Here is a 23,791-nt window from a genome sequence, read left to right as displayed (position 1 = left end):
TAATTATTCTTATTTATTTCATTTCTATATTAATTATACTATATTTAATTCATATATTATAATACTTATCATAAACATATATTATATTATAATAAAATTAAATTATTATTTTATCTTAAAATATATTTTGATGAAAAAATAATATTGTGGTATTTAATATGACTGAAATAAAAAAAGAGTTACTATACACAGGAAAAGCTAAAAACGTTTATAAAATAGAAAATGATGACGAAGTATTAATCAAGTTCAGAGATGATATTACTGCACTTGATGGTGGTAAAAAAGATACTTTAAGCAAAAAAGGAGCATACAATGCTTTAATTTCTGCTAAATTTTTCAAAATTTTAGAAGAAGAGGGTATTTTAACTCAGTATGTAAAGTTAGTTAATGAAGATGAAATGATATCTAAATCACTTGATATGATTCCACTTGAAGTAATTTGTCGTAATATTGCAACAGGAAGTCTTCTTAGAAAATATCCTTTCCACAAAAATCAGGAATTACAACCACCTGTATTACAATTTGATTATAAAAATGATGTATATCATGATCCAATGTTAAATGATAGTATCATCATAGCATTAAAAATTGCAACAGAAGAACAATTAGCTGAAATCCGTAGAATTACATTAAAAATAAATGAAATACTATCCAACTTCCTTAAAGAAAGAGGATTAATTCTTGTAGACTTCAAAATTGAATTTGGATTCGACAAAGAAGGAAACATCGTATTAGGTGATGAAATAAGTCCTGATACAACAAGATTATGGGATGCTGAAACCTATGAAAACTTCGATAAAGATATCTTCAGAAAAGGAGAAGAAGGAGTAGTAGATGCATACCATGTAGTAGTTAACTTAGTATTAACTGATGAAGAAAAAGAAAAATGGAACGTTGAAAAACTAGATTTATAAGAATCTAGAATTTTTTCTTTTTAATTCTATTTTTTTTTAATATAATTTTTTTTACAAAATATGAAATTTGGGAAGTAATTAATATGAGTTATTTAGTTGAAGTAAAAACAAGTCTAAAAAAAGGAATGTTAAATCCAGAAGCATCTACAATTCAAAAAGCATTAGCATTATTAAACTTTGATGTATATGATGCACAAACTAGCAATATCATCAAATTTAAGATGGATGCAGAAAGTAAAGAAGATGTAGAAGCACAAGTTGATGAAATGTGTCAAAAACTATTATGTAACCCTGTAATACATGATTATGAAATAACTGTATGTGAGGAATAATATTGACAGATAAAGATGTAAATGTTGGTATAATCAGATTTCCTGGAACAAACTGTGATCGTGACATTGAATATGCAGTAAATCTTGTAGGAGCAAAATCTGAATATATTAACTGGAATAGAAAGGACTTATCAGATATTGATGTTGTGATAATTCCTGGTGGATTTTCATATGGGGATTATCTAAGAGCAGGTGCTATTGCTGGTAACACTCCAATTATTGATGCAATTAAAGACTTTGCAAAAGAAGGAAATCCTGTACTTGGTATTTGTAATGGTGCACAGATTCTTGGTGAAATTGACCTTGTACCTGGTGTATTTATTGAAAATGAAAATGCAAAATTCATTTGTGAAAACATGAAATTACAAGTTAAAACAACAAGAACTCCATTTACAAAATTATATAAAAAAGATGACATCATAGATCTTCCAATTGCACATAAAGAAGGAAGATTCTACACAGATGATATTGAGCAACTATATGATGATGACCAGATTGTACTTGCATTTTCTGATGAAAATCCTAATGGATCAATGGATAACATCACAGGTGTATGTAATAAGGAAGGAAATGTTGTAGCTGTAATGCCACACCCTGAACGTGCAGTAGAAGAGTTACTCAGATCAGTTGATGGTCTTAAATTCTTTGAAAGCTTCATGGATTAAGTGTAAATATTAATATTTCCACATCCTAATACCTCACCTTCACTAATTTTTTTTAACTTTTTAAAGCATATTTTACTTATTTTGGAGTTTATTTCACATAAATTTGACAAATTTTTTAATAATTAAAACTAACAAAGATAAATTATAATATTAAAATAAAATAAAATTAAAGTGAATAATTATGACAGTATACATGTTAGGAGCAGGACCTGGAGATCCTGAATTAATAACACTCAAAGCAATTAACATATTAAAGAAAGCAGAAGTAGTACTTTATGATAGTCTTGCAAACGATGAATTATTAGAATATGCACCTGATGATGCAAAACTAATATTTGTTGGTAAAAGAGCAGGAGAACACTACAGAAAACAGCCTGAAATAAATCAATTATTAATTGAAGAAGGTAAACAACACGATATTGTAGTACGTCTTAAAGGTGGAGATCCATTTATCTTTGGTCGTGGAGGAGAAGAAGAACTTGCACTACTAGAAGAAGGTATTGATGTACAAGTTGTACCTGGTATTAACTCAGCACTTGGATCATCTGCAATGATAGGATTACCACTTACACACCGTGCAGTATCAACAAGTCTTACATTAATTACAGGACACGAAGATCCTGAAAAATCAGAAAAACAAGTAAACTGGGATTATACAGCAGATACACTCGTTGTATTTATGGGTGTAGGACTTCTTAAAAAATATGTTCCAAAAATACTTGAATACAGATCACCTGAAACACCTGTATGTGTAATTGAAAATGGAACACTTCCAGAACAGAGAGTTATCACAGGTACACTTGGTGATATTGTAGAGAAAAAAATTAACCCACCAGCACTTGTAATTATTGGAGAAGTTGTAAATATTTACCTTGAAAGTCAAAAACTAAGGAGTAAACTAGAATAATGTTAACTCTTAAGGATAAAAAAGTAGTAGTTACACGTCCAATTCACAGAGCACAAGCACTTGTTGATATCATCAAAGATTATGGTGGAGATGCTGTTGTTGTTCCAACACTTGAATTAAAATATGTAAAATCTGATGAACTAGTATATATTGCAGAAAATATTGAAACATTTGATTGGATCATATTTACATCACCTGCTGGTGTAAAATCATTCTTTGATGTGTATGATAAAGACACAATACCAGCTAAAGTTGCAGCAATAGGAATTAAAACTGAGGAAATTCTAAATGAATATAATATAACATGTGATATGATACCTGATGTGTTCACAGCTGAAGGTTTAATTGAAGAATTTAGCAAGCTTGACATAAAAGGTATGAAAATTGCACTTCCACGTACATTAAGTGCACGTAAAGTTCTACCAGATACACTAAAGGAATTTGGTGCTAATGTATTTATTGCAGAAGCATATACATCTGCAATACCAGATGATACAACAGATATTAAAAAGTTAGTATGTGATATAATAGATTCAAAAGTTGACATTATAACATTTACAAGTCCTTTAACTGTAAGTAATCTCTTTAGTGTTGCAAAGGAAATGGATGATGGAATCTATGATAAATTAATCACATCACTAAGTGAAAATATTACAGTTGCATCAATAGGTCCAATAACAGGACAAGTACTTAAAGATGTAGATGTTAAATATATTGAACCTGATAAATATACAACAAAAGATATGATAGATGCAGTAGTTAAAAATATAAACTAAGGGTGACATTAAGATGGAAACAATAATTTGGCCTGTATATATAGATGCAGAACATACACGCAGTGAAGGTCGTAAGATCTCACTTGATGAAGCAGTAAGTGAACCTAAAATTCGTGAAATAACACAAGCACTAAAAAAACTTAGAATAAGCTATAATGTAGATCATAGTAAAGCATATCCTGGATCATGGTGGGAAAGATCAGGACGTGTTGTTGTAAGTCAAGATAAAAGAACAAAACTTGAACTTCTTCGTGTAATTGCTAGAAATATTAATAAATCACGAGAAAACTAAACTCCCACAACTTTAACCTTTTTTCTTATTTTTTTTAGAAAATTAAAATATATTATTTATTTTTTGGAGTTTTAAAATTGAATATACTAAGTAACGATTCGACAGAATATATAAATGCAACAAGTCAAATGAATATGCTATTTAAAAAAGCTAAAGATAAACTTCTAGATGCTGAAAATGTTACAGTCTATACACACACAGATTGTGATGGAATAACAGCAGGAAGTATTCTTACAACAGTTCTTGACAGACTTGAAATTGACTATGATATTGAATTTCGTGAAATTAATACAGTTGAATCAATAAGATGTGATAGTGAAATTGCACTATTTTCAGATCTAGGATCAGGACAGGATATTTCAAATGTTGTTTCAAATTCAAATCAAACAGTTATTATACTTGATCATCACCCATCAATACGCAAAGTAGGATATCAACTAGATTGTGGTGCTACTTTAATTGAGATAAATCCTTGTAACTATGGACTTGATGGATCATACACAGTTTCAGGTGGAGGTCTTTCATATCTTTTTGCACGTGAATTTGGATATAATGATCTTAGCTGGATGGGAATTTTAAGTGCTATCGGTGATGTACAAAATACACGCAATAATGGAAAGTTATGTGAAGTAAATCGTGAAATACTTTCTGATGCTGCATCTATTGGAGCTGTAGATTATGATAATGACTTAATACTCTATGGACGTCAAACAAGACCACTTTTTGTTGCTTTATCATATTTTAATGATGTAAAACTTCCATTTACAGGGGATAAAAATGAGGCTATATATTTCCTTAATGATCTTGGAATTCCAGTACAAGATGATTTTGGATGTAATAGAAATCTTTGTGATCTTACATTTGATGAAAAAGGAGTATTATTTAGAAAACTAACAAGTATGCTTTCAAGAACTGTTCCAAGTAAGTATACTGTGCATGTTCCAAAGCTTTTGATGGGTGAATACTATGAATTTCCAAATGAACCTTTCCATACAACTTTTCGTGATGCATCAGAGTATTCATCAGCTGTTAATGCATGTGGACGAAATAAGAAGTATCATCTTGGTATGATGGCAATAAAGGATCGTATATCTGTTATGGGTGAACTTGATGATGTTACAAAGGCACATAAAAGGTATATTGCACAGACTATGGGTAGTTTTAATAGTGGAGCTCGTGATGTTGAAATTCTTGACAATATCCAATTCTTTGATGGTGGAGATATTCGTGCAAATGTTGTTGGAACAATTTGTGGAATGTTAATTGGACAGTATGATTGGCAAAAACCTATGGTTGCCTACACTCATACTGATGATGAAAATCCATCATATAAGGTATCTCTTAGATGTTCAAAGCTTCTTTCATATGTTGATAATACTCATTATGGTAATATTGTCTCAAAAGTTGCACAGAAATGTGGTGGATCTGGTGGAGGTCACAGTGTTGCATGTGGTGCATACATACCAGAGGATAATATAGAAAAATTTATTAGTTTACTTAATGATACAGTAAAAGTAATTTAATTATTTTTTTTTATTTTTTTTTAATTTAAAGAAATAAGTATATATATTATGACTAAAATTTTCTATTTGAGTTGAATAAATCTTCTTATTTTTGTAAATATTTAAATAAAATTATACTTATAAATAATTACTAGAGACTTATAATTTCAAGAATTAATTTTTTCAATATATTATGATATTAAGGAAATTATTTTAGAGTTTATGACCAAACAATTAAAAGGCAGAGGAATAAAATTATGAGAATTTTTAAAAATAAAGGGGAATTTACTAAATTTCAAATACTTGCAAAAATTGCACAACAAGAGCCTCACTTAAAACAGAAAGATATTGCTGATGAGCTTGGAATAACAGTACAGGCTGTTTCAGAAAATATTAAAGCTTTAGTTAAAGAAGGTTATGTAGAAACTGGTAGTTCAAACTACAGATATAAAATAACAAAATATGGTATCGATAAAGTAAAAACTGAAGCTGTAAATCTTAAATCCTACTCTGACATGGTACTAGCTACAATGAATGGTTATAAATCCATCTGGCCTGCAATAGCAGCAGAAGATTTACATCAAGGTGAACAGGTATGGTTAAATATGGAAGATGGTATCTTATATGCTGATACTGAAGATAAATCTAATGCATATGCTGAAGTATTTAATGATGTACTTGAAGGGGAAGATGTAACACTCATCAACCTTGGTGGAGAAATTGACCTTGTTCCTAAAGATGTAGTTATTGTAAAAATACCTCCTATTGCAGAAGGTGGATCACGTGCATGTGATATGGAAAAAATAGAAGAAATATACAGCCAGGAATTCGATAGAATTGGAGTTCTAGGTACAAGTGCTAGAGCTATTACAAACCACTTAAATGTTTACCCTGACTTTGAATTTGCAACAGCAGAAGCTACATGTAGTGCTGCTGAAAAAGGTTTAAGAGTACTTGTATTTGCTGTGGGAAAAATGACAAATAGGGTAACATCAAGACTTGAAGAAAAAGGAATTATTTATTGTATTGAAGATGTTAAAAAAGTTTAAATATATATTAAACTCTTTCCCTTTTATAAATTAATCCTTATACATCCCCACCAAAACTTTTTTTTTATAATTATTTTTTTTTAGAGATATTTGATTCCTGTTGTATTTAGTGTTGTTATATGGCAGTCCTCAATTGATATGTCTGGTGTATATGATAGTGCATATGCAGTATTTCCAAGCATTGCCATTGATGAGCCTATTGTTTCATCATCCATTATTTCAAGAATTTCATGCAGTTGTGGTGTTATTAGTTTTGTGTTTTCAGCAAATCTTCTTGATAATTTAATATAATTTTCAATACAAGGATCTTTAATTAGACAGTTAAGTAAATGGCTTGCATTTTCATTAATACATTTTTTATAAACTGGATCATCAATAATATCACCTGTTTGAAGTAAACCAATAGTTTTTGATATAACATATATAGGTTGAGTGGTTGGAATTTTATCAATTATACCATTAACAGGTGATCCAGGCTTTAAGCGCATAACACATCCACCATTAAGAGATGCAATAACATCACCAAGACCAGATGAAAGTCTAATTTCTGCAAGATGAGCAATCTCCCCTGCCTGATTATATGAAAGATTAATACCAAGAAGCTTTGGAAGTGTAAAACTAACACCAAGAGCAAAACCAGCACTACTACCAAAACCAGCACTAATTGGAAAATCATGCACATGTTCAATTAAAATATCATAACATGACAAATCAACATTAAATTTCTCACATATAATATCAACAGCAGCAGATGTAACAGTATTAAGATCATTAATCTCACCATTAGTTGAAATACAAACACGACCACATCCATCTTTTATTTTAGTATGTGTAGTTACACCACTATCGAGTGTAATACCTGCACCCTTTGATCCCTTAAGGGCTGGGTTAGGATCATCAATAATTTCAAAAAAGCCTGTAATATTTGCGGGTATGAAAACTTTAAGTTCTTTAATCATAATAACTATTTATATACTAACTTATTCATAAAATCTTATTATATTAAAAAATAAATATATAATACCATACATTCACAGGAGAGCTTAATTTAAAATGTCTGAAAATAAGAGAATAGATTTACATACACACAGTTTATTTAGTGACGGAGAATTATTACCATCAGAACTTGTAAGACGAGCAGATGTGCTAGGACACAAAGCAATAGCAATAACAGACCATGTAGATGCATCAAATATAGAAGTTGCAGGAAAAATAGCAGAAGCAGTAAATGATATACGTGACAACTGGGATATTGAAGTAATACCAGGTGTTGAAATAACACACACTCCAATTGAAGTAATTGATAAACTTGCAAATAAGGCAAGAAGCTTTGGTGCTGAAATTGTAGTAGTACACGGTGAAACAATAGTAGAACCAGTAAAACCTGGAACAAACATGATGGCAGCACAATCACCATCTGTAGATATTATTGGACATCCAGGACTTATAACAGAAGAAGAAGTACAAATGGCAATAGATAACGATGTATCACTTGAGATAAGTTATCGTGGCGGACACTGTCTTGGAAATGGACATGTTGCAGAATTAGGATTAGAACTTGGAGCAAACCTCGTAGTAGATACAGATACACATGCACCAGGAGATCTTATCGACTATAAACTTGCAGAAAGAGTAGCACTTGGTGCAGGAATTCCAGAAGATAAAGTAGTTGATGTTCTAAAAACAAATCCTGAAAAAGTACTTAAAAAACATGGAATTAAATTATAAAAAAAAGTAAGAAAAAATGAGAGATTGTGTGAATTTTCACAATCTTAACTATTATTTTTTTTAGTAAACTACATCATATTCAATTAAAATATCATCATCTATTTTTTTAACATCTGATATTTTAAGATCAACACATTCACTTGCATTAAATCCTTCACCATCAACAAGAGTTTTTGACTCACACCCACCAAGAATCTTAGATCCTATACATATTGATAGCTTATCTATTAGGTGTTCTTTAAACATTGAAAAATTAAGAGTAGATCCACCCTCAAGAAGAATTGACTTAACATTATATTTTTCATATAATATTTCAAGTGCAACTTTTAAGTTGACATGACCTTTACCTGCAATGATAATATCACATATACCTTCTAGTTTTTCTATATTTTCTTGTGGTGCATCTTCTGCTATTACAACTATGGTTTTTGCTGCATCATCATTTAAAAGACGTGATGTTGGTGGTATTCGACCATTTGAGTCAATTATAACACGTATTGGATTGTCTGATTTTTCTGCATCAATTTTATGTATTGTAAGTTTTGGATCATCAATAATTACTGTGTTAATTCCAACCATTATTGCATCTACATCTTTTCGTATCTGATGTACACGTATAAGATCATCCTCACCTGATATTTTAAGTGATGAATCTTTTGTTGCAATCTTACCATCTGCTGTCATTGCAGCATTAAGATAAACATATGGCTTCATAGTAATCATTCATAGTTAAGGTTAAGTTGACGTAGGGTATTGATGATATTTTCACCATTTCTTACAACATTTATTAGAACTTCACGAAATGCATCTTCTATTAGTTTTGTATTTTGAATAATCCAAAGTATTAAGTCTGGATGTTCAAGAAGTGTAAGTTCACAAAATGGTACTAGTGTAGGATTTTTATCTGTATATACACCTAGGTGTTTTTCTCCATCAATTTCTATTGCTTTAATTGTTATGATCATCTCATCATAGCCTACACTAAAATAGTCGCCAACTTTTGTAATGCCTGATACTGCTTCTTCTATTTTTAGAAGATCACCTTGTATCTTTTCTTCATATTGACTTCTTTTTTCTACATATAATTTTAGCATATCATCCATATGAAAATCCATCTCCCCTTTAGTTTTATAAGTTAAATACTTTTATTGCATTTTTTTCTGTTTGTTTTTCAATTTCATCAAAGTCTATTTGTTTATATCTTTCAATTTTCTTAATTGTTTCAACAATATTTAGTGGCTGGTTGTCTTCTCCTCTTTGTGGTGAAAGATATGGACTGTCAGTTTCTGTTAGTATGTTTTCAAGTGGTGTTGCTTTGATATTTTTTTTATGATTTTTTGAATGTAGTACATTTGTTGCAAATGATATGTAGTATCCACAATCTACTGCATCTATTGCTGTTTGTTTTGATCCACTAAAGCAGTGGAAAACTACATCTGGAAGATTTGTGTGTTTTTTTATTATTTCAAGAGCATGTGATTCTGCATCACGTACATGAAGAACTACTGGTACATCATATTCTTCTGCCATGTTAAGTAAGTCTTCAAATACTCTGTGTTGACGTTTTAGTTCATCTTCACTTCGCTTTTGTGAAAAGTCTAGTCCTATTTCTCCTATTGCTTGGATGTTGTCAATGTTTTCTTCAATCTGTTTTTCTGTTTTTTTGATTGTTTCTTCATCATCACATCCTGCATATTCTGGGTGATATCCCATTGTTGTTTTTATTAGGTCGTATTTTTCACTTAGTGCTAGTGATTTAGGATTGCTTTTATATGAAGCTCCTGAATCTATTACGTATTTGAATCTTTTTTGTGTATTTTCTATAAGTTCGTCACGTTTGTCATCGAAGTTGCGACAATTTAGGTGGCAGTGTACATCAATCATTTTATTATCACCAATTTATTTTTTTTTATTTTATTTTATTTTCCAAATCTTCTATCTCTTTGTGTATATGAACGTATTGCACGTAGGAAGTCTACCTTACGTAGTTCTGGCCATAGGCTGTCTGTGAAGTATAACTCTGAATATGATGATTGCCATAGAAGAAATCCACTAAGACGTTCTTCTCCACTTGTACGTATTACAAGGTTTGGATCTTCAAGACCTGCTGTGTAGAGGTTATCATTTATCATATCTTCATCTATATCTTCAGGTTCTATTTTTCCATCACGAACATCTGTTGCAATCTTTTTAAATGCATCTACAATTTCAGCACGACCATCATATCCTAATGCTATGTTAATTAATCGTTTCTGATATTTACTTGTTGCATTCTCTGCAATTGTAATTGCTTCACGTACATCTTCTGGAAACATTTCAAGTTTACCTACAGCATTAATACGTACCTCATTTTTATGAATCTTCTTATTTTCACTTATATTTCTAAATGTTTCAGAGAAAAGATCCATTAAATCATGAACTTCATTTTCTTCTCTATTAAAGTTTTCAGTAGAAAAAGCATAAACTGTAACTATGTCAATTCCAAGATCAACGCACCATTCAAGTACGTTTTCTAGTGTATTAACTCCTCTTTTATGACCTTCAATAACTTTCATATTTCCCTGAAGTTTAGAATAGCGTCTATTACCATCCATAATAATAGCAACATGATTAGGCATCTTAGATGCATCAAGATTTCGTGTTATATACCATTCATATAAGGAGTATAGTGGCTGTAATAATCTCATATTCTCAAAATTCCCTTTAAAAATTTAACATATCTAATAGTTATATAATTTTAAATTAATATGTATTTTTCTTATTTATTCTTACTATCAATAAGATGACTTATAAGTTCAATAGCATTAACATATCCCTGTGTTGTTTGTGAACGTGATGTGTCAATAAATAAGTTTGGCTGTCTAAGAGTTAATGCTCCATAACTTGTAATTCCAGATACAAGAACAAGACTTCTAAAGATTATATTTCCAATAATACCATCTGGTGCAATAATAATATTTGCCTGATCTTTTATTGCCTCTTCAATTAGAATATAGTAGTGTTTAATATCATATTTATCTTCAAATTCATGTGTTAGCTCTTCACATTCATCAATTGACTGATCAATCTTACTACTTCGTCCTTTATCTTGTCTTCGTCCACCTGATATTAATGCAATCTTAGGCTCAATTCCCATCATTTCAATAACTTTTGCTGATTCTTCAATTATAACACGTTTTGCCTTTTTTGTGTCACATTCATCAATTCCTACAGGTGTTAGAAGAAATACATGTCCATCTTTTTGAAGAACAGATGCCCTGAATATGTGTGGATATTTACATCTTAAATCCTTAATAATATTTGATTCAAGAGATCCACGTATAACACCATCAACTGTTGGATCTTCAATATAGTCTAGAAGTTCTTTATTTGTCTTTGCAATAACTATATCATCAAATGGAAATCTTTCAATAGCTTCAACTACATTTTTATTTTCACCAAGACCAATTGCAATTTTCATAATTATTAATTCCCTAAATTTATAATTTAACTACCAATTTTTCTAATTTATGGTAGTTCGTATTCTTATATAATTTCTAAATATTAAAGTTAATAAGTATAATTATTTTATAAAAAAAATATTTAAGATAAAAAAAAATGGGGTGGGGAAGGGTATTTTATCTGTGTAATTTTAAATTCAATTCTATAAGTTTTTAAGTGCAACTTCAATTGCTGCAAGAGTATTGTCAATATCTTCTTTTGTATGTTTAATTGAAAGGAATGCACATTCATACTGTGATGGAGCAACAAATACACCATTTTCAAGTAATGTGTGGAAGTATTTGAGGAATCCTTCAAGATCTGATGTTTGTGCTGTTTCATAATCATATACTTCTTTATCTGTAAAGTATACCTGAGTCATTGATTCAACACCATTTATCTGGTAGTTGAAGTCAAGTCTATCAAGAATATCAGCAATACCACTACGTAAGTAATCACCAGTATTTCCAAGTTGTTTATATGCATCTTTATCTAGTACTTTAAATGCAGAAAGTCCACCATTAATAGACATTGGATTTCCACTAAATGTACCAGCCTGGTAGATTTTACCACTAGGTGTAAATTGACTCATAAGTTCAACAGGACCTGCAATAGCACCAATTGGGAATCCTCCACCAACAATTTTACCAAATGTTGCAAGATCAGGTGTAATGCCAAAATACTCTTGTGCTCCACCATAACTTAGACGGAAACCTGTGATAACCTCATCAAATATTAAGATAATGTCGTTTTCTTCTGTAATTTCACGCATAAATTGAAGATATCCATCTTTAGGAGGTACACATCCAATGTTACCCATTACAGGTTCAACAATAACACATGCAATTTCATCTTTATGATCTTCAATTGTAGCTTTAAGAGCATCAACATCATTGTATGGAACAAGAATTGTGTTACGTGTAGCTTCCTCAGGAACACCAGGAGAATCTGGCTGACCTGCAGCTCCAGAACCTGATTTTACAAGTACTGCATCGTGAGCTCCATGATATGCTCCTTCAAATTTAATAATTTTCTTACGACCAGTTACACCACGTGCAAGTCTAATAGCACTCATTGTAGCTTCAGTACCAGAGTTTGTAAATCTTACCATCTCTGCACATGGTACACGTTTAACAACTTCTTTTGCAAGAAGTAATTCTTTTTCAGATGGAACACCATAATCTGTTCCAAGTTTAAGTTGTTCAATTGAATCTGCAACAATATCATCATTTGCATGACCAAAGATAATAGGACCATATCCAAGACAGTAGTCTATGTATTCATTACCATCTACATCATAAAGTTTTGAATCTTTAGCTTTAGTTGCAAAAAATGGGTAAGGCTTATATGCACGTACAGGTGAATTTACACCACCAGGAAGGTAGTTAACAGATTCTTCATATAATTTCTTTGATATATCATTATTCATAATTATCTAATTCCTATAAAAATTTATTTTTATTTATTTTCTTTTAAAAAAGTAAAAAAGAAGGGGTGTTTAAGTGTATCTATTTTCTTATGTTAAGAAGTGAGTTAATTACAGCAACAGCAATAGGTGTTCCACCTTTAGGACCTGTTGTTATAACATGTGGAATTTCAGTTAAACTAAGAGCTTCTTTAGAATCAGCAGCTCCAACAAATCCAACAGGTACACCAACAACAGCTTTAGCATCCATAATACCTTCTTCTACAAGATCCATAACTTCAAATAATGCAGTAGGTGCATTACCAATTGCAACAACACCACTAAATCCATCCTCAGCTGCAACTCTCATAGCAGCTGCAGAACGTGTAATTTCCTCTTTTTTTGCAAGTTTAACAGCACGTTCATCACGAATATAACACATTACATCTCCTTCATATCTTGTAATTCCAGATTTTACCATGTTAATATCAGTTAATATATCTTTACCATCATCAAAGCATTTAAGTGCTGTGTCAACAAAGTCAGGTGAAATTTTAACAAGCTTTGCATATTCAGGATCTGCTGTTGAATGAACAACACGTTCAACAATGTCACGTTCTTCATATGTAAGATCTTTAGTTTGATCATCAATTAATTCTTTAATAATTTCACGACTTTTATTTGCAATATCATATCCAGGTTTGGTTGATGCTCCCATATTATACAAAATATCATACATCCTATAATTTAATTAAAAAAGTTTTTCATTTTTTCTAAAAATTTATTTTTTCATATTTTAGTTTTAACTATAATAATATTTTATAACTCTATATATTATTATTTAAGCCCTTAAAGTTAAATTTAAATAAAAAAATACAACACTAAATTTAAATTTACTAGAAAAACCTAAACTAAATCTTAAAATAATCATGATAAAAAAAGTATAAAAAAAAGTATAGGGGTGGTTATGTTTTGCTAGATTTAGGACCTTGTTCAAGAATCATGAAATCCTCATCAATTCCTAGTTCATCAAACTTCTCTTTCATATCAGGATGTGCTGTTAAAAACTCCATAGCATCAGTTTTTGCATCATCAACACGAGTTCCAAGTTTAGCAATATCTTTTTCATACTGATTATAATATGATAACATCTCAGATGAACTTATCTTACCATTATTATAATCTCTAAGTTCATATGCATACTTTATAACTTTATCTGCAACTTTAACTTCCTCTTGCATACGCCTAATTTCAATGTTCACATACTCCTTTAGTGTATCATTGCGAAGTGATTCATTAAGTTCTTTAAGTGTTGCAATTGAACTATTAAGAGTCTTTGAATTGCCAACTTCAGCATCAATAGCTTTTGTAATATTTAAATTCTTATCCATAATAGTTTCAGATATAGGACCATCTGTAATATTTTCATTATCACTAACATTTTTAATTGTATTATAGAAGTTCTCCTGCTCCATATTATTCATAAGTGTCATTAATCCATAAAATCCTGCAGGAATCAATATAACAATTAATACAATAATAAGAATCTTATATTTTTGTCGCATAATATATTCACCACTTTAATTCTTCTTAGATTTAGGACCAAATTCCAGTATCATAAAGTCTTCATCAATTTTCAGTTCATCAAATTTCTCTTTTATATCAGGATGTGCTGTTAGAAACTCCATAGCATCAGTTTTAGCATCATCAACTCTAGTATCTATCTTATCTGTCTGTTTTTTATGATTATCTAGATATGATAACATTTCATTTGCACCTAATTTACCATCATAGTAATCTCTTGCTTTTTGTGCAAATTTTATAAGAGCATCAGAACTTTCAACTTCATTTTCCATACGTATAATTTCAATATTTACATATTCTTTTAGAGTTTCATTACGAAGTGATTTATTAAGTTCTTTCAGTGTTGCGATAGATGTATTGAGTGTTTTTGAATTTTCAACTTCAAGTTCTATTAGTCTTGTTGTATTAAGTTTATCATCTTCTATGTATTGGGATATAGGTTTATCTGTTATATTTTCATTATCACTTACATTTTTTATTGTATTATAGAAGTTCTCCTGTTCCATGTTGTTCATAGCTGTTGTTATTCCATAATATGCTACAGGGATTATAATAATAACTAGAAGTATTGCAAGAATTTTAATGTTTTTCTTCATTATACATCAACACCTGCACTTTTTAGTTGACTTTTAATGTCACTATGTGCATTTAGTAATTGTTTTTTCATATCTTTAGTTGTATCAACTGATTTTTTAGTTTCATTAATTTTATCCATTGCTGTATCAACTTGTAGTTTATATTGTCCATATCCAAAGTGATCAGCATTATATTCCTGTTTTATATTGTTTAATTCTATAATGTCTTTACAAAGCTTTATCTGATTTTGACGTTGTGTAATTTCAAGATCAATGTATTGCTTTATTGTTTCATTTTGAATCATCCACTTACTACCATCAAGTTTTTTGATAGATTCATTAAGTGAGATAATATAATCATTTTCTTCTTCTATTATATCAACAGGATTTGTAACATTTTCACTTACAGCATCATCTACTGAAATATATGCTAACTTCTCCTCAGCTGATATATTTGCCATGTTAGCATAGAAGCTTGAAGATCCAACATAACCATAAAGCACACCAGCTGTAAGAACAACACAGATAACAACTATGATACCTATTATAATTTTTGAATTCTTATTCATAGCTTAATCAACTCTTAAAATAGTTTTCATTAATGGGATTATTCTTCAAAGTATTTATCATCAATAAGATCTACTTTATATGTTTCTTTCTTAATTCCAACTTTGTGTTTTTTCATTAATTTTACAATATCGTCACCATTTTTTAGGATAATATCATTGGATTTTGCAGTTTCTTTTGCACCGGTTGAAAAGTCTGATGTTGTAACAAATATACCTTTGAAGGTTTCTTCATTAGTTCTATTTTCATAATCTCTTAGAGCTCCAATAAAACTCTGAATTTCAGGTCTTTGAACATTACTTTTTATCTGATAACGTTTTGCCTGAAAACACATAGGGAATTTTAAACCATCAAAATAAATTTTACCATCAATACCACCATCTCGTGATAAAGGTGTAACATAACCATCTATTGGTTTTAATCCATCAATCTTATCTTCTTTGAGTAGTAAATCAAGTACAAGATTTTCAAAAAACTCAGGTGAACATGATGTAATTTTATCAAGTAATTGTTTATCAAATGAATTCTTAATATCATGATATGACTTTTTAAATGTATCAATAGGATTTATATTATCATTTTTTTTAACTTCAATTGGAACTTCAACTTTATGACTATTATCTTCATTGAGTAATTTAATACCATGATCTGTTAGTTTCCAGTATCCCTTCTTAGTAGCTTGTATAATAATATCTTCTTTTTCAAGTTTTAGTTTCACTTTTTCAATATTCTTATCTACAGCCTTTTTAATATTATCTGGAATTTCAACATCTGGGATAAGAGCTTCCTCAATTGCCTTAAATATACTTCTCTTTTTATGTTCTTTTCTATCACTTAAAACTTCAAGAAATAGTTTTTCATAAACTTCATCAGCAGATATACTTACAGGTGGATTATTTTCTATTTTAATATCAGCTACAACTTGTTTTTTCTTTTTCTTTTTCTTTGATTTTGGTTTTGTATTCTTTAGTAGTTTAGATACATTAGTTTTAATATTTTCTTCATCTTCAAGTATTTTAAAACCTTTCTGTGTTAGTTGATATCCTTTATTATCAGATTTTTCAATTAAGTTAACTCTGCTAAGATCAGAAATTGCATAGTCAAATCTGGAGTAAATAATATTTTCTCCTTTAAATGTTCTCTTCTTAGGTGATCTAAGTTCCATAACATCTTTATTATTATAAAAGTTAGTGTTCTTTTCTATTGCATCATATATTGAATCTTTACGTCTTATTGGATGATTTGGATTATCTCGAAGATAAATAAGGAATGTTGAATAAACATCATCAGTACTTGGTATATTGTAGACATCTTTTGAAAGCTTATTAACTATCACTCTTTCTTTTTGTTCTTCTGTTTTTTTAGAATCATTAAATAAAGTGCGTCCATCTTTTGTAATTTGATAATTTCCATGATGATCTTCTTTAATAAATCCTACATGATTTAAGTAAAGAATAGCTCTTTTTATCTGGTTGTCATCTTCTCTTATATCATTAGTAGTATATTCAGAGTTTTCAAGGATTATTTGCTGAATTTCATCATCATCTAGATAATATGATGTTTTATCAAGTATTCTAAGAACTGGCAAAAGAAAGACTATGTTTGTTGGTTTTTTACTTAGTTTGGTCATTTTAATTATTCCTTATTATTTATAAAAAAAAGTAGGATGATGTGGAAGTTAATCTTCAAAGTATTCATCATCTATAAGTTTTATATCATAATTTTTAACTTTAACTCCTATTTTAAATTCTATCATTAAACTTACAAGTTCATCCCCATCTATCATTGAGATGTTCTCAGATTTTGCTGCTTTTATTGCTCCTTTTGAAAATCCTGATGTTGTTATAAATATTCCTGTATCTGATTTTATTTCTCGAAGAGCTCCAATGAATTGATGTATTGCTGGTCTTTGAATGTTACTATCATATCGTTTTGCCTGGTAGTATATTGGGTTTGTATTTAAGTATCCTAGTTGTATTACTCCATCAATTCCACCATCATTTGATTTCTTGGTTACTTCACCATATTTAGGTTTTACATGGTTATAATCCATTTTCATAAATAAGTCAAGTACAAGTTTTTCAAAGAAGTATGGTGAACATGATTTAACTTTATTAAGAAGACGTCTTTTAAGATCTTTATTAATAGCACCATATGCCTTTTTAAATGTATCAACAGGATTTATTTCAATAAATTCAGTAGTTTCTTCTTGTTTATCAATTACTTCAACATCTTCTATTGTTTCATTTTCTATTTCATCTTCAAGAGGACTTTCAATAATATCTTCATCAATAATGTCAATTTCATTATCTACATCAGTTGGAGTTTCACTAACAATATTAACTGTAGGTGTTTCACTATCAATAGTATGTGCAATTGTCATAGCTTTTTGTGTTATCTTCCAGTATCCAAATCTTTCACCAGGTTCAATTATATTATATTGTGCAAATTTATCAAGTGCATCTTGGATATTATCTTTTATAACATTTTTAATTTCTTTAGGTATAACAACGCCAGGTATTAGTGTTTCTTCAATTTTATCAATAATGTCAACTTTTTCATGTTCTTCATTGTCACATAAAATATCAAATACTAATCTTTCATAAATATTATCTGTTGTCATATCACGATTTTTAAATTCTGAAGTTTTAGATTCAATAGGTTCAATAGTACTTACAATTTTATTATTATCTTCATCAACTAATTCAGGTTTTATGTTCTCTTCTTCTATGGATGATTTTTTTATGTCTTCAGTTTTATTTTCATTTTCTAATTTTTCTAAATATCTTATTCCTTTTTCTTCTATTAAGTATCCGTATTTTTTAGTATTTCTAATTAGTTTATTTTGTTTTAATTCTTTAAATGCATCTTCAATTATTAGATTAATTGAAAGTCTTCTTGATTCAGGATCGATTATACTCATTATATTATCTGAGTATGTCTTGTGTTTTTCAAGGAAGTCTTGTACTATTAATAAATTTATACTTGGAAGTTTTTGATGATTTACAGGTCTATTATCATCATCTTTCAGATATTTTAAGATATCTTGGTATAAATCTTCTTTTGTTGGAACATCATATACTTTGAAAAGACTTTTATTTATTTCTCTACAAATATTATTCAGTCTTTTTTGTCTTTTTTTATCTTTTTCAGATTCCTCAATATCAAGACTATCAACATATTTCATTCTATAATCAAGTTTATAAACAATAGCTGCTAATTTAGCTGTTTTTAGGATTTCACCTGACTCAATTGTTATGTATTCTCCATCATAAAGATAATGAAGTGCAGTATCTATTGCTTTAATGATATCTTCTTTATCATATGATTCAAATTCATCCATTTTTATAATAATATCTTTTATTTTTTCTTCTTGATTTGTATAATATTTTGAGTCAATAATTTTAAGGAGAGGAATTAATACTTCAAGATATGTAAGTTCATAGTCATAATAGAATACTTTGATATGTCCATCATCAGATGCAAGAATCTTATTTATTGGTTCATCCTTATTTTTTAAAGATTGTTGAAAAAGAGTATCAATATATTCATTGACTTCTTCTTCAGTTTCATATTTATTTAATATATCAAGTCCTTTTTGTGTTATTTGATATCCTTTATCTTCTGTTTTTTTAACTAAATCTAGTTTTTTAAGATGGTAATTTGAAAAATCATATTTTGAATATAATATAGGTGTTCCTTTTGCTGCTCTTAATTCACATATATCCTTATTTTCTGCATACTTTGATGTTTTCTTAAGCATATCCCATAACATTTCGCCTGAACCTATAGGATGTGAAGGATAGTCTTTAAAGTAATTAAGACATATATAACAGAGGTCACGTTCTTTAGGTATTTTGAATTGAATTGTGAGTATTTTTTTTATTATTTTGTTAATTTGAAGATTACTAAATTCTAGTTGTTGTGATCCTTTAGATGTATTAACACATCTTCCATCATCATCTTGTGTTGTAAATTCAGCTAGTGTAAGATATCTTATTACTCTTTGTATTTGGTTGTCATCTTCATTTATATCATCTTGTGTGAATTGGTCATATTTTTCAAGTATGATATCTTGTATTTCTTGTTGTGTTTTTTGTGGATTTTCCTCTATTGTTTCAAGTACAGCTTTTGTAAAATCAATGTATGCAGGTTTTCTTTTCATATTAATTCTCCTCATATTTAAAACTATTAATTTTTGGTTATTATCTCCCTATTTTATCGGATTTTACATCCTTTTTGTTCATTATTCTAGATACTTTGTAAATTATATTATCTGCTATGTCTTTTTTGGTATCTTTCTTGGCTTAATTTTATGTTCATGTTTTCTTAGTACTTCTGCCACGTTTTGTTCTATGTTTTCTCTATTTTCAAGTACCTTGTATCCTTCATCTGTTAGTTTGTATTTCTTATATTGTGTGTATTCAATTAAGTTTCCACTACATAGGTGTGATATTGCTGAGTGGAATCTCCAGTATGTTGAGCTTCCAGATTTTACATTCATTGTCTCTTTTTCATGTTGCATAAATCCTTCAGTACTCATGATACGTCGTACCATTTCTGTTTCTGTTTGTGGTATGTTTCCAATATTTTTTAGGAATTGTAGTGTTATTATGTGATAGTATAGTGATTGTTTATATTTTGGCAGATCAAATACATCGTCCATCAGCTTATCTGTTAGTTTTGATAGTAGTTGTTTTGTTGTTTTTGATTCACTTAGTAGTTTGCTACCTTCTGGTGTATTTTTTAGAAATTCATTATTTTCATCTTTTATTTCTTCAATAAATCCTGCAAGTTTAAGATATTTTATTGCAAGTTCTATTTGTGCTTCATTTTCATCAATTTGTTCGATTGTAAATGGATAGTTTTTATAGATTGGCTCTACAATATCATAATCTATCATGTTAAATGGAGCTTTTTGAAGAATTTGAAGTATTGGTACTACAAAGACAGTGTAGGGTAATTTATTGTTGCTCATTTTAATTCCCTTCTTATATAAAATTACATGGTATTTTTCATCTAGAAAGTTTATTTAATTGTTTAATTTCATGATTTATCTCATATTATCTTCCATATTTAATTTTAAATACATATTAAAAGTTTTTAGTATGTATATGCATTTAATTCCCTTTTATTTGATTTTAATTAAAAAATCAGCTTTTTATATGATATTATCTTTTTATTTAAAAGTATATATTTTTAATACTAACAAATTATGAAAAGCATAAAAAATTATCTCAACTGTTGGTATTTTATGGTATGATTTATGTAAATACTTGAAAATCTATACAACATTAAGTGTTGTTATTAATTTTTCTTCTAAAAAATAATAAGATATGAAAAATATATCTATAAACATAATATAACATTGATTTAAATAAAGATAATAAAATAAATGAAAAGACAATAGAATAATTTTTAATATAAATCACAAGATAACATGATAATTTTAAGACGTAATAAGAAAGTAATAGAATTATATCCAATAGGTCCTGCAAAGGGAGCTTTAAATAATAGACGAAAGCCAATATTTTTTGGTAATTTTAAGCTTCATGAAACAGATGGAAAGATAAGACCACAACGATTTATAATACAACAAGATAATGTTGAAACATTCAAATCACCAAAAGAGCTAATAAAGATTCTAAGAAAACAGAAAATTCTCATTGCAACAAAAGATGAAAAACTAGAGGAAATGCTTAATTCACTAAATATCCCATATGAATATACAACAATATGTCGACATTGTACATTTAGTGGAGATATTACATTACTTAAAAAGTCATCAGCATATAAACTCTATGATGAATATATCTGTAAGCTATGTGCAAGAAGTGAAATAAAAAGAATAATGCATCTTCGTGGATATTCTGATGTATCATATCCAAGATTTATAAAACTTCTTGATGAAACACATAATCTTGAAAAAACACTCAGTGTACTTGACCCTAAATTTAATCCAATAAAGCATGATAAACTAACAGTATACGATAAAATAGAGGTTAAAAAGACTAATTATCCAAAGATTTCACCAAAGAAAATTAATATTCCAAATAAATTTAAAAACATACTAGCAAAACGCCTTAAACACTTCCTTCCTGTACAGCTTCTTGCACTTAAAGCAGGAGTACTAGAAGGTGAAAATATGCTTGTAGTATCTGCCACAGCATCTGGTAAAACATTAATTGGTGAACTAGCCGGTATTCCAAAGGCAATGAGACATCAGAAGTTCATCTACATAACACCTCTTGTTGCTCTTGCAAACCAGAAGTACCGTGATTTTAAACGTCAATATTCAAAGCTTGGACTTAAAGTTGCAATAAAGGTAGGTTCAAATCGTCTTAAAGTAAAAGGTGAATTAACACTACAAAATAAGTCAGTAAAAGATGCAGATATTATTGTTGCAACATATGAAGGACTTGACTTTATGCTAAGATCTGGACAGTATGATCAACTACGTAATCTTGGATGTGTTGTAATTGATGAAATTCACATGCTTGATGAGGAACAAAGAGGTCCAAGACTTAATGGTCTTGTACATCGTATAATTAGCATGTTTCCAAAAGTACAGCTTATTGGACTTTCAGCAACAATTAAAAATCCAAAACGAATTGCACATGACTTTAATATGAAGCTTGTTGAATATAAACAACGTCCTGTACCACTTGAGCGTCATCTTATCTTTGCAAAAAGTGAATATGAAAAAAGAGATCTTCTAGGAAAGCTTGCAAAGAAAGAATATAATACAAAATCATCTAAGGGATATCATGGACAGACAATAATCTTTACAAATTCAAGACGTAAAACACACCAGATAGCACAAAGTATATCAAAACATAATATTACAGCTGCAGCATACCATGCAGGTCTTTCTTATTCAAAGAAATTAAAGATAGAAAAAGACTTTGCAGAACAGAAGATTTCAACAGTTGTAACAACAGCAGCACTTGCAGCAGGTGTGGATTTCCCAGCATCACAGGTACTATTTGAAACACTACGTATGGGAAATAAATGGCTTACAAACAATGAATTTTCACAGATGATAGGACGTGCAGGTAGGCCAACATACCATGATATGGGAAAGGTATATCTTATAGCAGAACTTGACAAGGAATTTGATGGACAAAGCGATGAGCAAACAGCAATTGACTTGCTTGATAGTGATGTTGACAATATTAATGTTGAATATTCAGAGGATGATACATACGAACAAGTACTTGCTGATATTTCAGCTATGGGAAACTGTGATATTGAAAAACTAGATAAGCATTATAATACTCTTGAAATACCACTGCTTTTTGATGAAGTGGTTGATAAATTATATGACCTTAAACTTATTCAGAGAAATAAGAACACTGGTAAGTATCACACAACACGTTATGGTCGTGCTGTATCAATATCATTCCTTGAAATATATAAGGCAGAATATATAAGAAAACACCTAAAGCAGCCACCACTTAATATTGCTGAATTCATAGAACCATTTGAAAGTGCATATATAAGTAACAGACTTGCAAGCAGACTATCTGCTGCACTTAAGACAAATGTAAGTTCAAGACTATTTGCAGATTCAACACGTGATATTATAACATCAGCTGATGTAATTGCAAAACTTGACCCACAATATGTAGATAAGCTTATTGCATTGCAAGTTGATTTTATGTCATGTAGATGTAAAGAAAAGCCATTCTGCAGGTGTTTTGAAATGAATATTTCAGATAAGATAATAAAACAAAGAATACATGGATGGTCACCAAATGCAATAAGTAAGTATTTCATGACAAACTATGATATTCACATCTATCCTGGTGATATATTCACATGGCTTGACCAGATTATACGTACACTTGAGGCAATATCAAGAATAAGTCTTGCATTTAACAATAAGAAAACCTCAAATGAATGTAAAAAGTTAATTAGAAAAATAGAACTAGGAAAATAAGTAAAAAATATTTGCTAAAAAAAGGTAGTGATAAGAAAAAAAAATAAAAGATTTTATTTTTTACACTATTTTT

At 29.4% G+C, this 23,791-nt stretch carries 24 protein-coding genes; 10 read left to right on the top strand and 14 right to left on the bottom strand.

Annotated features, from left to right (window positions below; all coding sequences use genetic code 11):
- The first annotated feature begins 158 nt into the window (after positions 1–158).
- The 8 genes from purC (at position 159) to MRZ80_RS04305 (ending at position 6,437) form a co-directional block, all read left to right on the top strand.
- Positions 159–914, top strand: coding sequence for a phosphoribosylaminoimidazolesuccinocarboxamide synthase (gene purC, locus MRZ80_RS04340; RefSeq protein WP_292536518.1), 756 nt, complete (start codon positions 159–161; stop codon positions 912–914).
- 83 nt (positions 915–997) lie between these two features.
- Positions 998–1,246, top strand: coding sequence for a phosphoribosylformylglycinamidine synthase subunit PurS (gene purS / locus MRZ80_RS04335; RefSeq protein ID WP_292536516.1), 249 nt, complete (start codon positions 998–1,000; stop codon positions 1,244–1,246).
- Between the two features lie 2 nt (positions 1,247–1,248).
- Entirely contained in the window at positions 1,249–1,911 is a 663-nt protein-coding gene (purQ, locus tag MRZ80_RS04330; RefSeq protein WP_292536513.1) for a phosphoribosylformylglycinamidine synthase subunit PurQ, read from the top strand.
- 181 nt (positions 1,912–2,092) lie between these two features.
- Complete coding sequence (gene cobA / locus MRZ80_RS04325) at positions 2,093–2,818, top strand: uroporphyrinogen-III C-methyltransferase (RefSeq protein WP_292536511.1); 726 nt, start codon at positions 2,093–2,095, stop codon at positions 2,816–2,818.
- Positions 2,818–3,594 (top strand): uroporphyrinogen-III synthase, encoded by a 777-nt coding sequence (locus MRZ80_RS04320; RefSeq protein ID WP_292536509.1) that lies wholly within the window; start codon positions 2,818–2,820, stop codon positions 3,592–3,594. Before cobA ends, MRZ80_RS04320 begins: the two co-directional genes overlap by 1 nt.
- A gap of 13 nt (positions 3,595–3,607) precedes the next feature.
- Positions 3,608–3,886 carry a signal recognition particle subunit SRP19/SEC65 family protein gene (locus MRZ80_RS04315; RefSeq protein WP_292536507.1) on the top strand — a complete coding sequence of 93 codons (279 nt, stop codon included), beginning with the start codon at positions 3,608–3,610 and terminating at the stop codon, positions 3,884–3,886.
- 77 nt (positions 3,887–3,963) lie between these two features.
- Positions 3,964–5,409 carry a DHH family phosphoesterase gene (locus tag MRZ80_RS04310; protein ID WP_292536505.1) on the top strand — a complete coding sequence of 482 codons (1,446 nt, stop codon included), beginning with the start codon at positions 3,964–3,966 and terminating at the stop codon, positions 5,407–5,409.
- Positions 5,410–5,645: 236 nt separating this feature from the next.
- Complete coding sequence (locus MRZ80_RS04305; protein ID WP_292536503.1) at positions 5,646–6,437, top strand: winged helix-turn-helix transcriptional regulator; 792 nt, start codon at positions 5,646–5,648, stop codon at positions 6,435–6,437.
- A gap of 80 nt (positions 6,438–6,517) precedes the next feature.
- Here the strand turns inward: MRZ80_RS04305 and MRZ80_RS04300 are convergent, their stop codons facing one another.
- Positions 6,518–7,396, bottom strand: coding sequence for a pantoate kinase (locus MRZ80_RS04300; RefSeq protein WP_292536501.1), 879 nt, complete (start codon positions 7,394–7,396; stop codon positions 6,518–6,520).
- 94 nt (positions 7,397–7,490) lie between these two features.
- Here MRZ80_RS04300 and MRZ80_RS04295 point away from each other — a divergent pair, with 94 nt between their 5' ends.
- Positions 7,491–8,165 (top strand): histidinol phosphate phosphatase domain-containing protein, encoded by a 675-nt coding sequence (locus MRZ80_RS04295; RefSeq protein ID WP_292536498.1) that lies wholly within the window; start codon positions 7,491–7,493, stop codon positions 8,163–8,165.
- A 60-nt stretch (positions 8,166–8,225) separates the two neighbouring features.
- Here the strand turns inward: MRZ80_RS04295 and MRZ80_RS04290 are convergent, their stop codons facing one another.
- The 13 genes from MRZ80_RS04290 to MRZ80_RS04230 all read right to left on the bottom strand — a co-directional run bounded on the left by MRZ80_RS04290 (position 8,226) and on the right by MRZ80_RS04230 (position 20,754).
- On the bottom strand, positions 8,226–8,879 hold the full coding sequence (locus MRZ80_RS04290) for a 2,5-diamino-6-(ribosylamino)-4(3H)-pyrimidinone 5'-phosphate reductase (RefSeq protein ID WP_292536495.1): 654 nt from the start codon (positions 8,877–8,879) through the stop codon (positions 8,226–8,228).
- 5 nt (positions 8,880–8,884) lie between these two features.
- Positions 8,885–9,268 carry a hypothetical protein gene (locus MRZ80_RS04285; RefSeq protein ID WP_292536493.1) on the bottom strand — a complete coding sequence of 128 codons (384 nt, stop codon included), beginning with the start codon at positions 9,266–9,268 and terminating at the stop codon, positions 8,885–8,887.
- 25 nt (positions 9,269–9,293) lie between these two features.
- Positions 9,294–10,049 (bottom strand): TatD family hydrolase, encoded by a 756-nt coding sequence (locus tag MRZ80_RS04280; RefSeq protein WP_292536491.1) that lies wholly within the window; start codon positions 10,047–10,049, stop codon positions 9,294–9,296.
- A gap of 35 nt (positions 10,050–10,084) precedes the next feature.
- Entirely contained in the window at positions 10,085–10,852 is a 768-nt protein-coding gene (gene uppS / locus MRZ80_RS04275) for a polyprenyl diphosphate synthase (protein ID WP_292536489.1), read from the bottom strand.
- A 71-nt stretch (positions 10,853–10,923) separates the two neighbouring features.
- Complete coding sequence (mtxX, locus tag MRZ80_RS04270; protein WP_292536487.1) at positions 10,924–11,625, bottom strand: methanogenesis marker protein Mmp4/MtxX; 702 nt, start codon at positions 11,623–11,625, stop codon at positions 10,924–10,926.
- Between the two features lie 183 nt (positions 11,626–11,808).
- On the bottom strand, positions 11,809–13,074 hold the full coding sequence (gene hemL, locus MRZ80_RS04265; RefSeq protein ID WP_292536484.1) for a glutamate-1-semialdehyde 2,1-aminomutase: 1,266 nt from the start codon (positions 13,072–13,074) through the stop codon (positions 11,809–11,811).
- A gap of 79 nt (positions 13,075–13,153) precedes the next feature.
- The gene (locus MRZ80_RS04260; protein ID WP_292536482.1) at positions 13,154–13,789 is read right to left on the bottom strand and encodes a cobalt-precorrin-8 methylmutase; all 636 of its coding nucleotides are present in this window, start codon (positions 13,787–13,789) and stop codon (positions 13,154–13,156) included.
- Positions 13,790–14,015: 226 nt separating this feature from the next.
- Positions 14,016–14,615 (bottom strand): hypothetical protein, encoded by a 600-nt coding sequence (locus tag MRZ80_RS04255; RefSeq protein ID WP_292536480.1) that lies wholly within the window; start codon positions 14,613–14,615, stop codon positions 14,016–14,018.
- A 15-nt stretch (positions 14,616–14,630) separates the two neighbouring features.
- Positions 14,631–15,230, bottom strand: a complete 600-nt coding sequence (locus MRZ80_RS04250) for a hypothetical protein (RefSeq protein WP_292536478.1) — start codon at positions 15,228–15,230, stop codon at positions 14,631–14,633.
- The gene (locus tag MRZ80_RS04245; RefSeq protein WP_292536475.1) at positions 15,230–15,778 is read right to left on the bottom strand and encodes a hypothetical protein; all 549 of its coding nucleotides are present in this window, start codon (positions 15,776–15,778) and stop codon (positions 15,230–15,232) included. The genes MRZ80_RS04250 and MRZ80_RS04245 overlap by 1 nt, the downstream gene beginning before the upstream one ends.
- A gap of 38 nt (positions 15,779–15,816) precedes the next feature.
- A complete protein-coding gene (locus MRZ80_RS04240; RefSeq protein WP_292536473.1) occupies positions 15,817–17,406 on the bottom strand; it encodes a restriction endonuclease in 1,590 nt (529 codons plus the stop codon).
- Positions 17,407–17,454: 48 nt separating this feature from the next.
- Positions 17,455–19,941 (bottom strand): restriction endonuclease, encoded by a 2,487-nt coding sequence (locus tag MRZ80_RS04235; RefSeq protein WP_292536471.1) that lies wholly within the window; start codon positions 19,939–19,941, stop codon positions 17,455–17,457.
- Between the two features lie 114 nt (positions 19,942–20,055).
- Complete coding sequence (locus tag MRZ80_RS04230) at positions 20,056–20,754, bottom strand: hypothetical protein (protein ID WP_292536469.1); 699 nt, start codon at positions 20,752–20,754, stop codon at positions 20,056–20,058.
- Positions 20,755–21,216: 462 nt separating this feature from the next.
- Between MRZ80_RS04230 and MRZ80_RS04225 the strand changes: the two genes are divergently transcribed.
- Positions 21,217–23,718: a DUF5814 domain-containing protein gene (locus tag MRZ80_RS04225; protein WP_292536467.1), complete on the top strand. Its 2,502-nt coding sequence runs from the start codon at positions 21,217–21,219 to the stop codon at positions 23,716–23,718.
- Positions 23,719–23,791: the final 73 nt, after the last annotated feature.

The sequence above is a fragment of the Methanosphaera sp. genome (assembly GCF_022768985.1).
In the GTDB taxonomy this organism is placed as follows: domain Archaea; phylum Methanobacteriota; class Methanobacteria; order Methanobacteriales; family Methanobacteriaceae; genus Methanosphaera.
The sequence above is the reverse complement of the archived record's forward strand: the minus strand, read 5'-3'. Positions and strand labels throughout refer to the sequence as shown.

Excerpts from the sequence above, each read along its gene's own strand:
- purC (WP_292536518.1), top strand. The coding sequence starts at position 159 with ATGACTGAAATAAAAAAAGAGTTACTATACACAGGAAAAGCTAAAAAC.
- purS (WP_292536516.1), top strand. The coding sequence starts at position 998 with ATGAGTTATTTAGTTGAAGTAAAAACAAGTCTAAAAAAAGGAATGTTA.
- cobA (WP_292536511.1), top strand. The coding sequence starts at position 2,093 with ATGACAGTATACATGTTAGGAGCAGGACCTGGAGATCCTGAATTAATA.
- MRZ80_RS04320 (WP_292536509.1), top strand. The coding sequence starts at position 2,818 with ATGTTAACTCTTAAGGATAAAAAAGTAGTAGTTACACGTCCAATTCAC.
- MRZ80_RS04315 (WP_292536507.1), top strand. The coding sequence starts at position 3,608 with ATGGAAACAATAATTTGGCCTGTATATATAGATGCAGAACATACACGC.
- MRZ80_RS04305 (WP_292536503.1), top strand. The coding sequence starts at position 5,646 with ATGAGAATTTTTAAAAATAAAGGGGAATTTACTAAATTTCAAATACTT.
- MRZ80_RS04300 (WP_292536501.1), bottom strand. The coding sequence starts at position 7,396 with ATGATTAAAGAACTTAAAGTTTTCATACCCGCAAATATTACAGGCTTT.
- MRZ80_RS04295 (WP_292536498.1), top strand. The coding sequence starts at position 7,491 with ATGTCTGAAAATAAGAGAATAGATTTACATACACACAGTTTATTTAGT.
- MRZ80_RS04290 (WP_292536495.1), bottom strand. The coding sequence starts at position 8,879 with ATGAAGCCATATGTTTATCTTAATGCTGCAATGACAGCAGATGGTAAG.
- MRZ80_RS04285 (WP_292536493.1), bottom strand. The coding sequence starts at position 9,268 with ATGGATGATATGCTAAAATTATATGTAGAAAAAAGAAGTCAATATGAA.
- MRZ80_RS04280 (WP_292536491.1), bottom strand. The coding sequence starts at position 10,049 with ATGATTGATGTACACTGCCACCTAAATTGTCGCAACTTCGATGACAAA.
- uppS (WP_292536489.1), bottom strand. The coding sequence starts at position 10,852 with ATGAGATTATTACAGCCACTATACTCCTTATATGAATGGTATATAACA.
- mtxX (WP_292536487.1), bottom strand. The coding sequence starts at position 11,625 with ATGAAAATTGCAATTGGTCTTGGTGAAAATAAAAATGTAGTTGAAGCT.
- hemL (WP_292536484.1), bottom strand. The coding sequence starts at position 13,074 with ATGAATAATGATATATCAAAGAAATTATATGAAGAATCTGTTAACTAC.
- MRZ80_RS04260 (WP_292536482.1), bottom strand. The coding sequence starts at position 13,789 with ATGTATGATATTTTGTATAATATGGGAGCATCAACCAAACCTGGATAT.
- MRZ80_RS04255 (WP_292536480.1), bottom strand. The coding sequence starts at position 14,615 with ATGCGACAAAAATATAAGATTCTTATTATTGTATTAATTGTTATATTG.
- MRZ80_RS04250 (WP_292536478.1), bottom strand. The coding sequence starts at position 15,230 with ATGAAGAAAAACATTAAAATTCTTGCAATACTTCTAGTTATTATTATA.
- MRZ80_RS04245 (WP_292536475.1), bottom strand. The coding sequence starts at position 15,778 with ATGAATAAGAATTCAAAAATTATAATAGGTATCATAGTTGTTATCTGT.
- MRZ80_RS04240 (WP_292536473.1), bottom strand. The coding sequence starts at position 17,406 with ATGACCAAACTAAGTAAAAAACCAACAAACATAGTCTTTCTTTTGCCA.
- MRZ80_RS04235 (WP_292536471.1), bottom strand. The coding sequence starts at position 19,941 with ATGAAAAGAAAACCTGCATACATTGATTTTACAAAAGCTGTACTTGAA.
- MRZ80_RS04230 (WP_292536469.1), bottom strand. The coding sequence starts at position 20,754 with ATGAGCAACAATAAATTACCCTACACTGTCTTTGTAGTACCAATACTT.
- MRZ80_RS04225 (WP_292536467.1), top strand. The coding sequence starts at position 21,217 with ATGATAATTTTAAGACGTAATAAGAAAGTAATAGAATTATATCCAATA.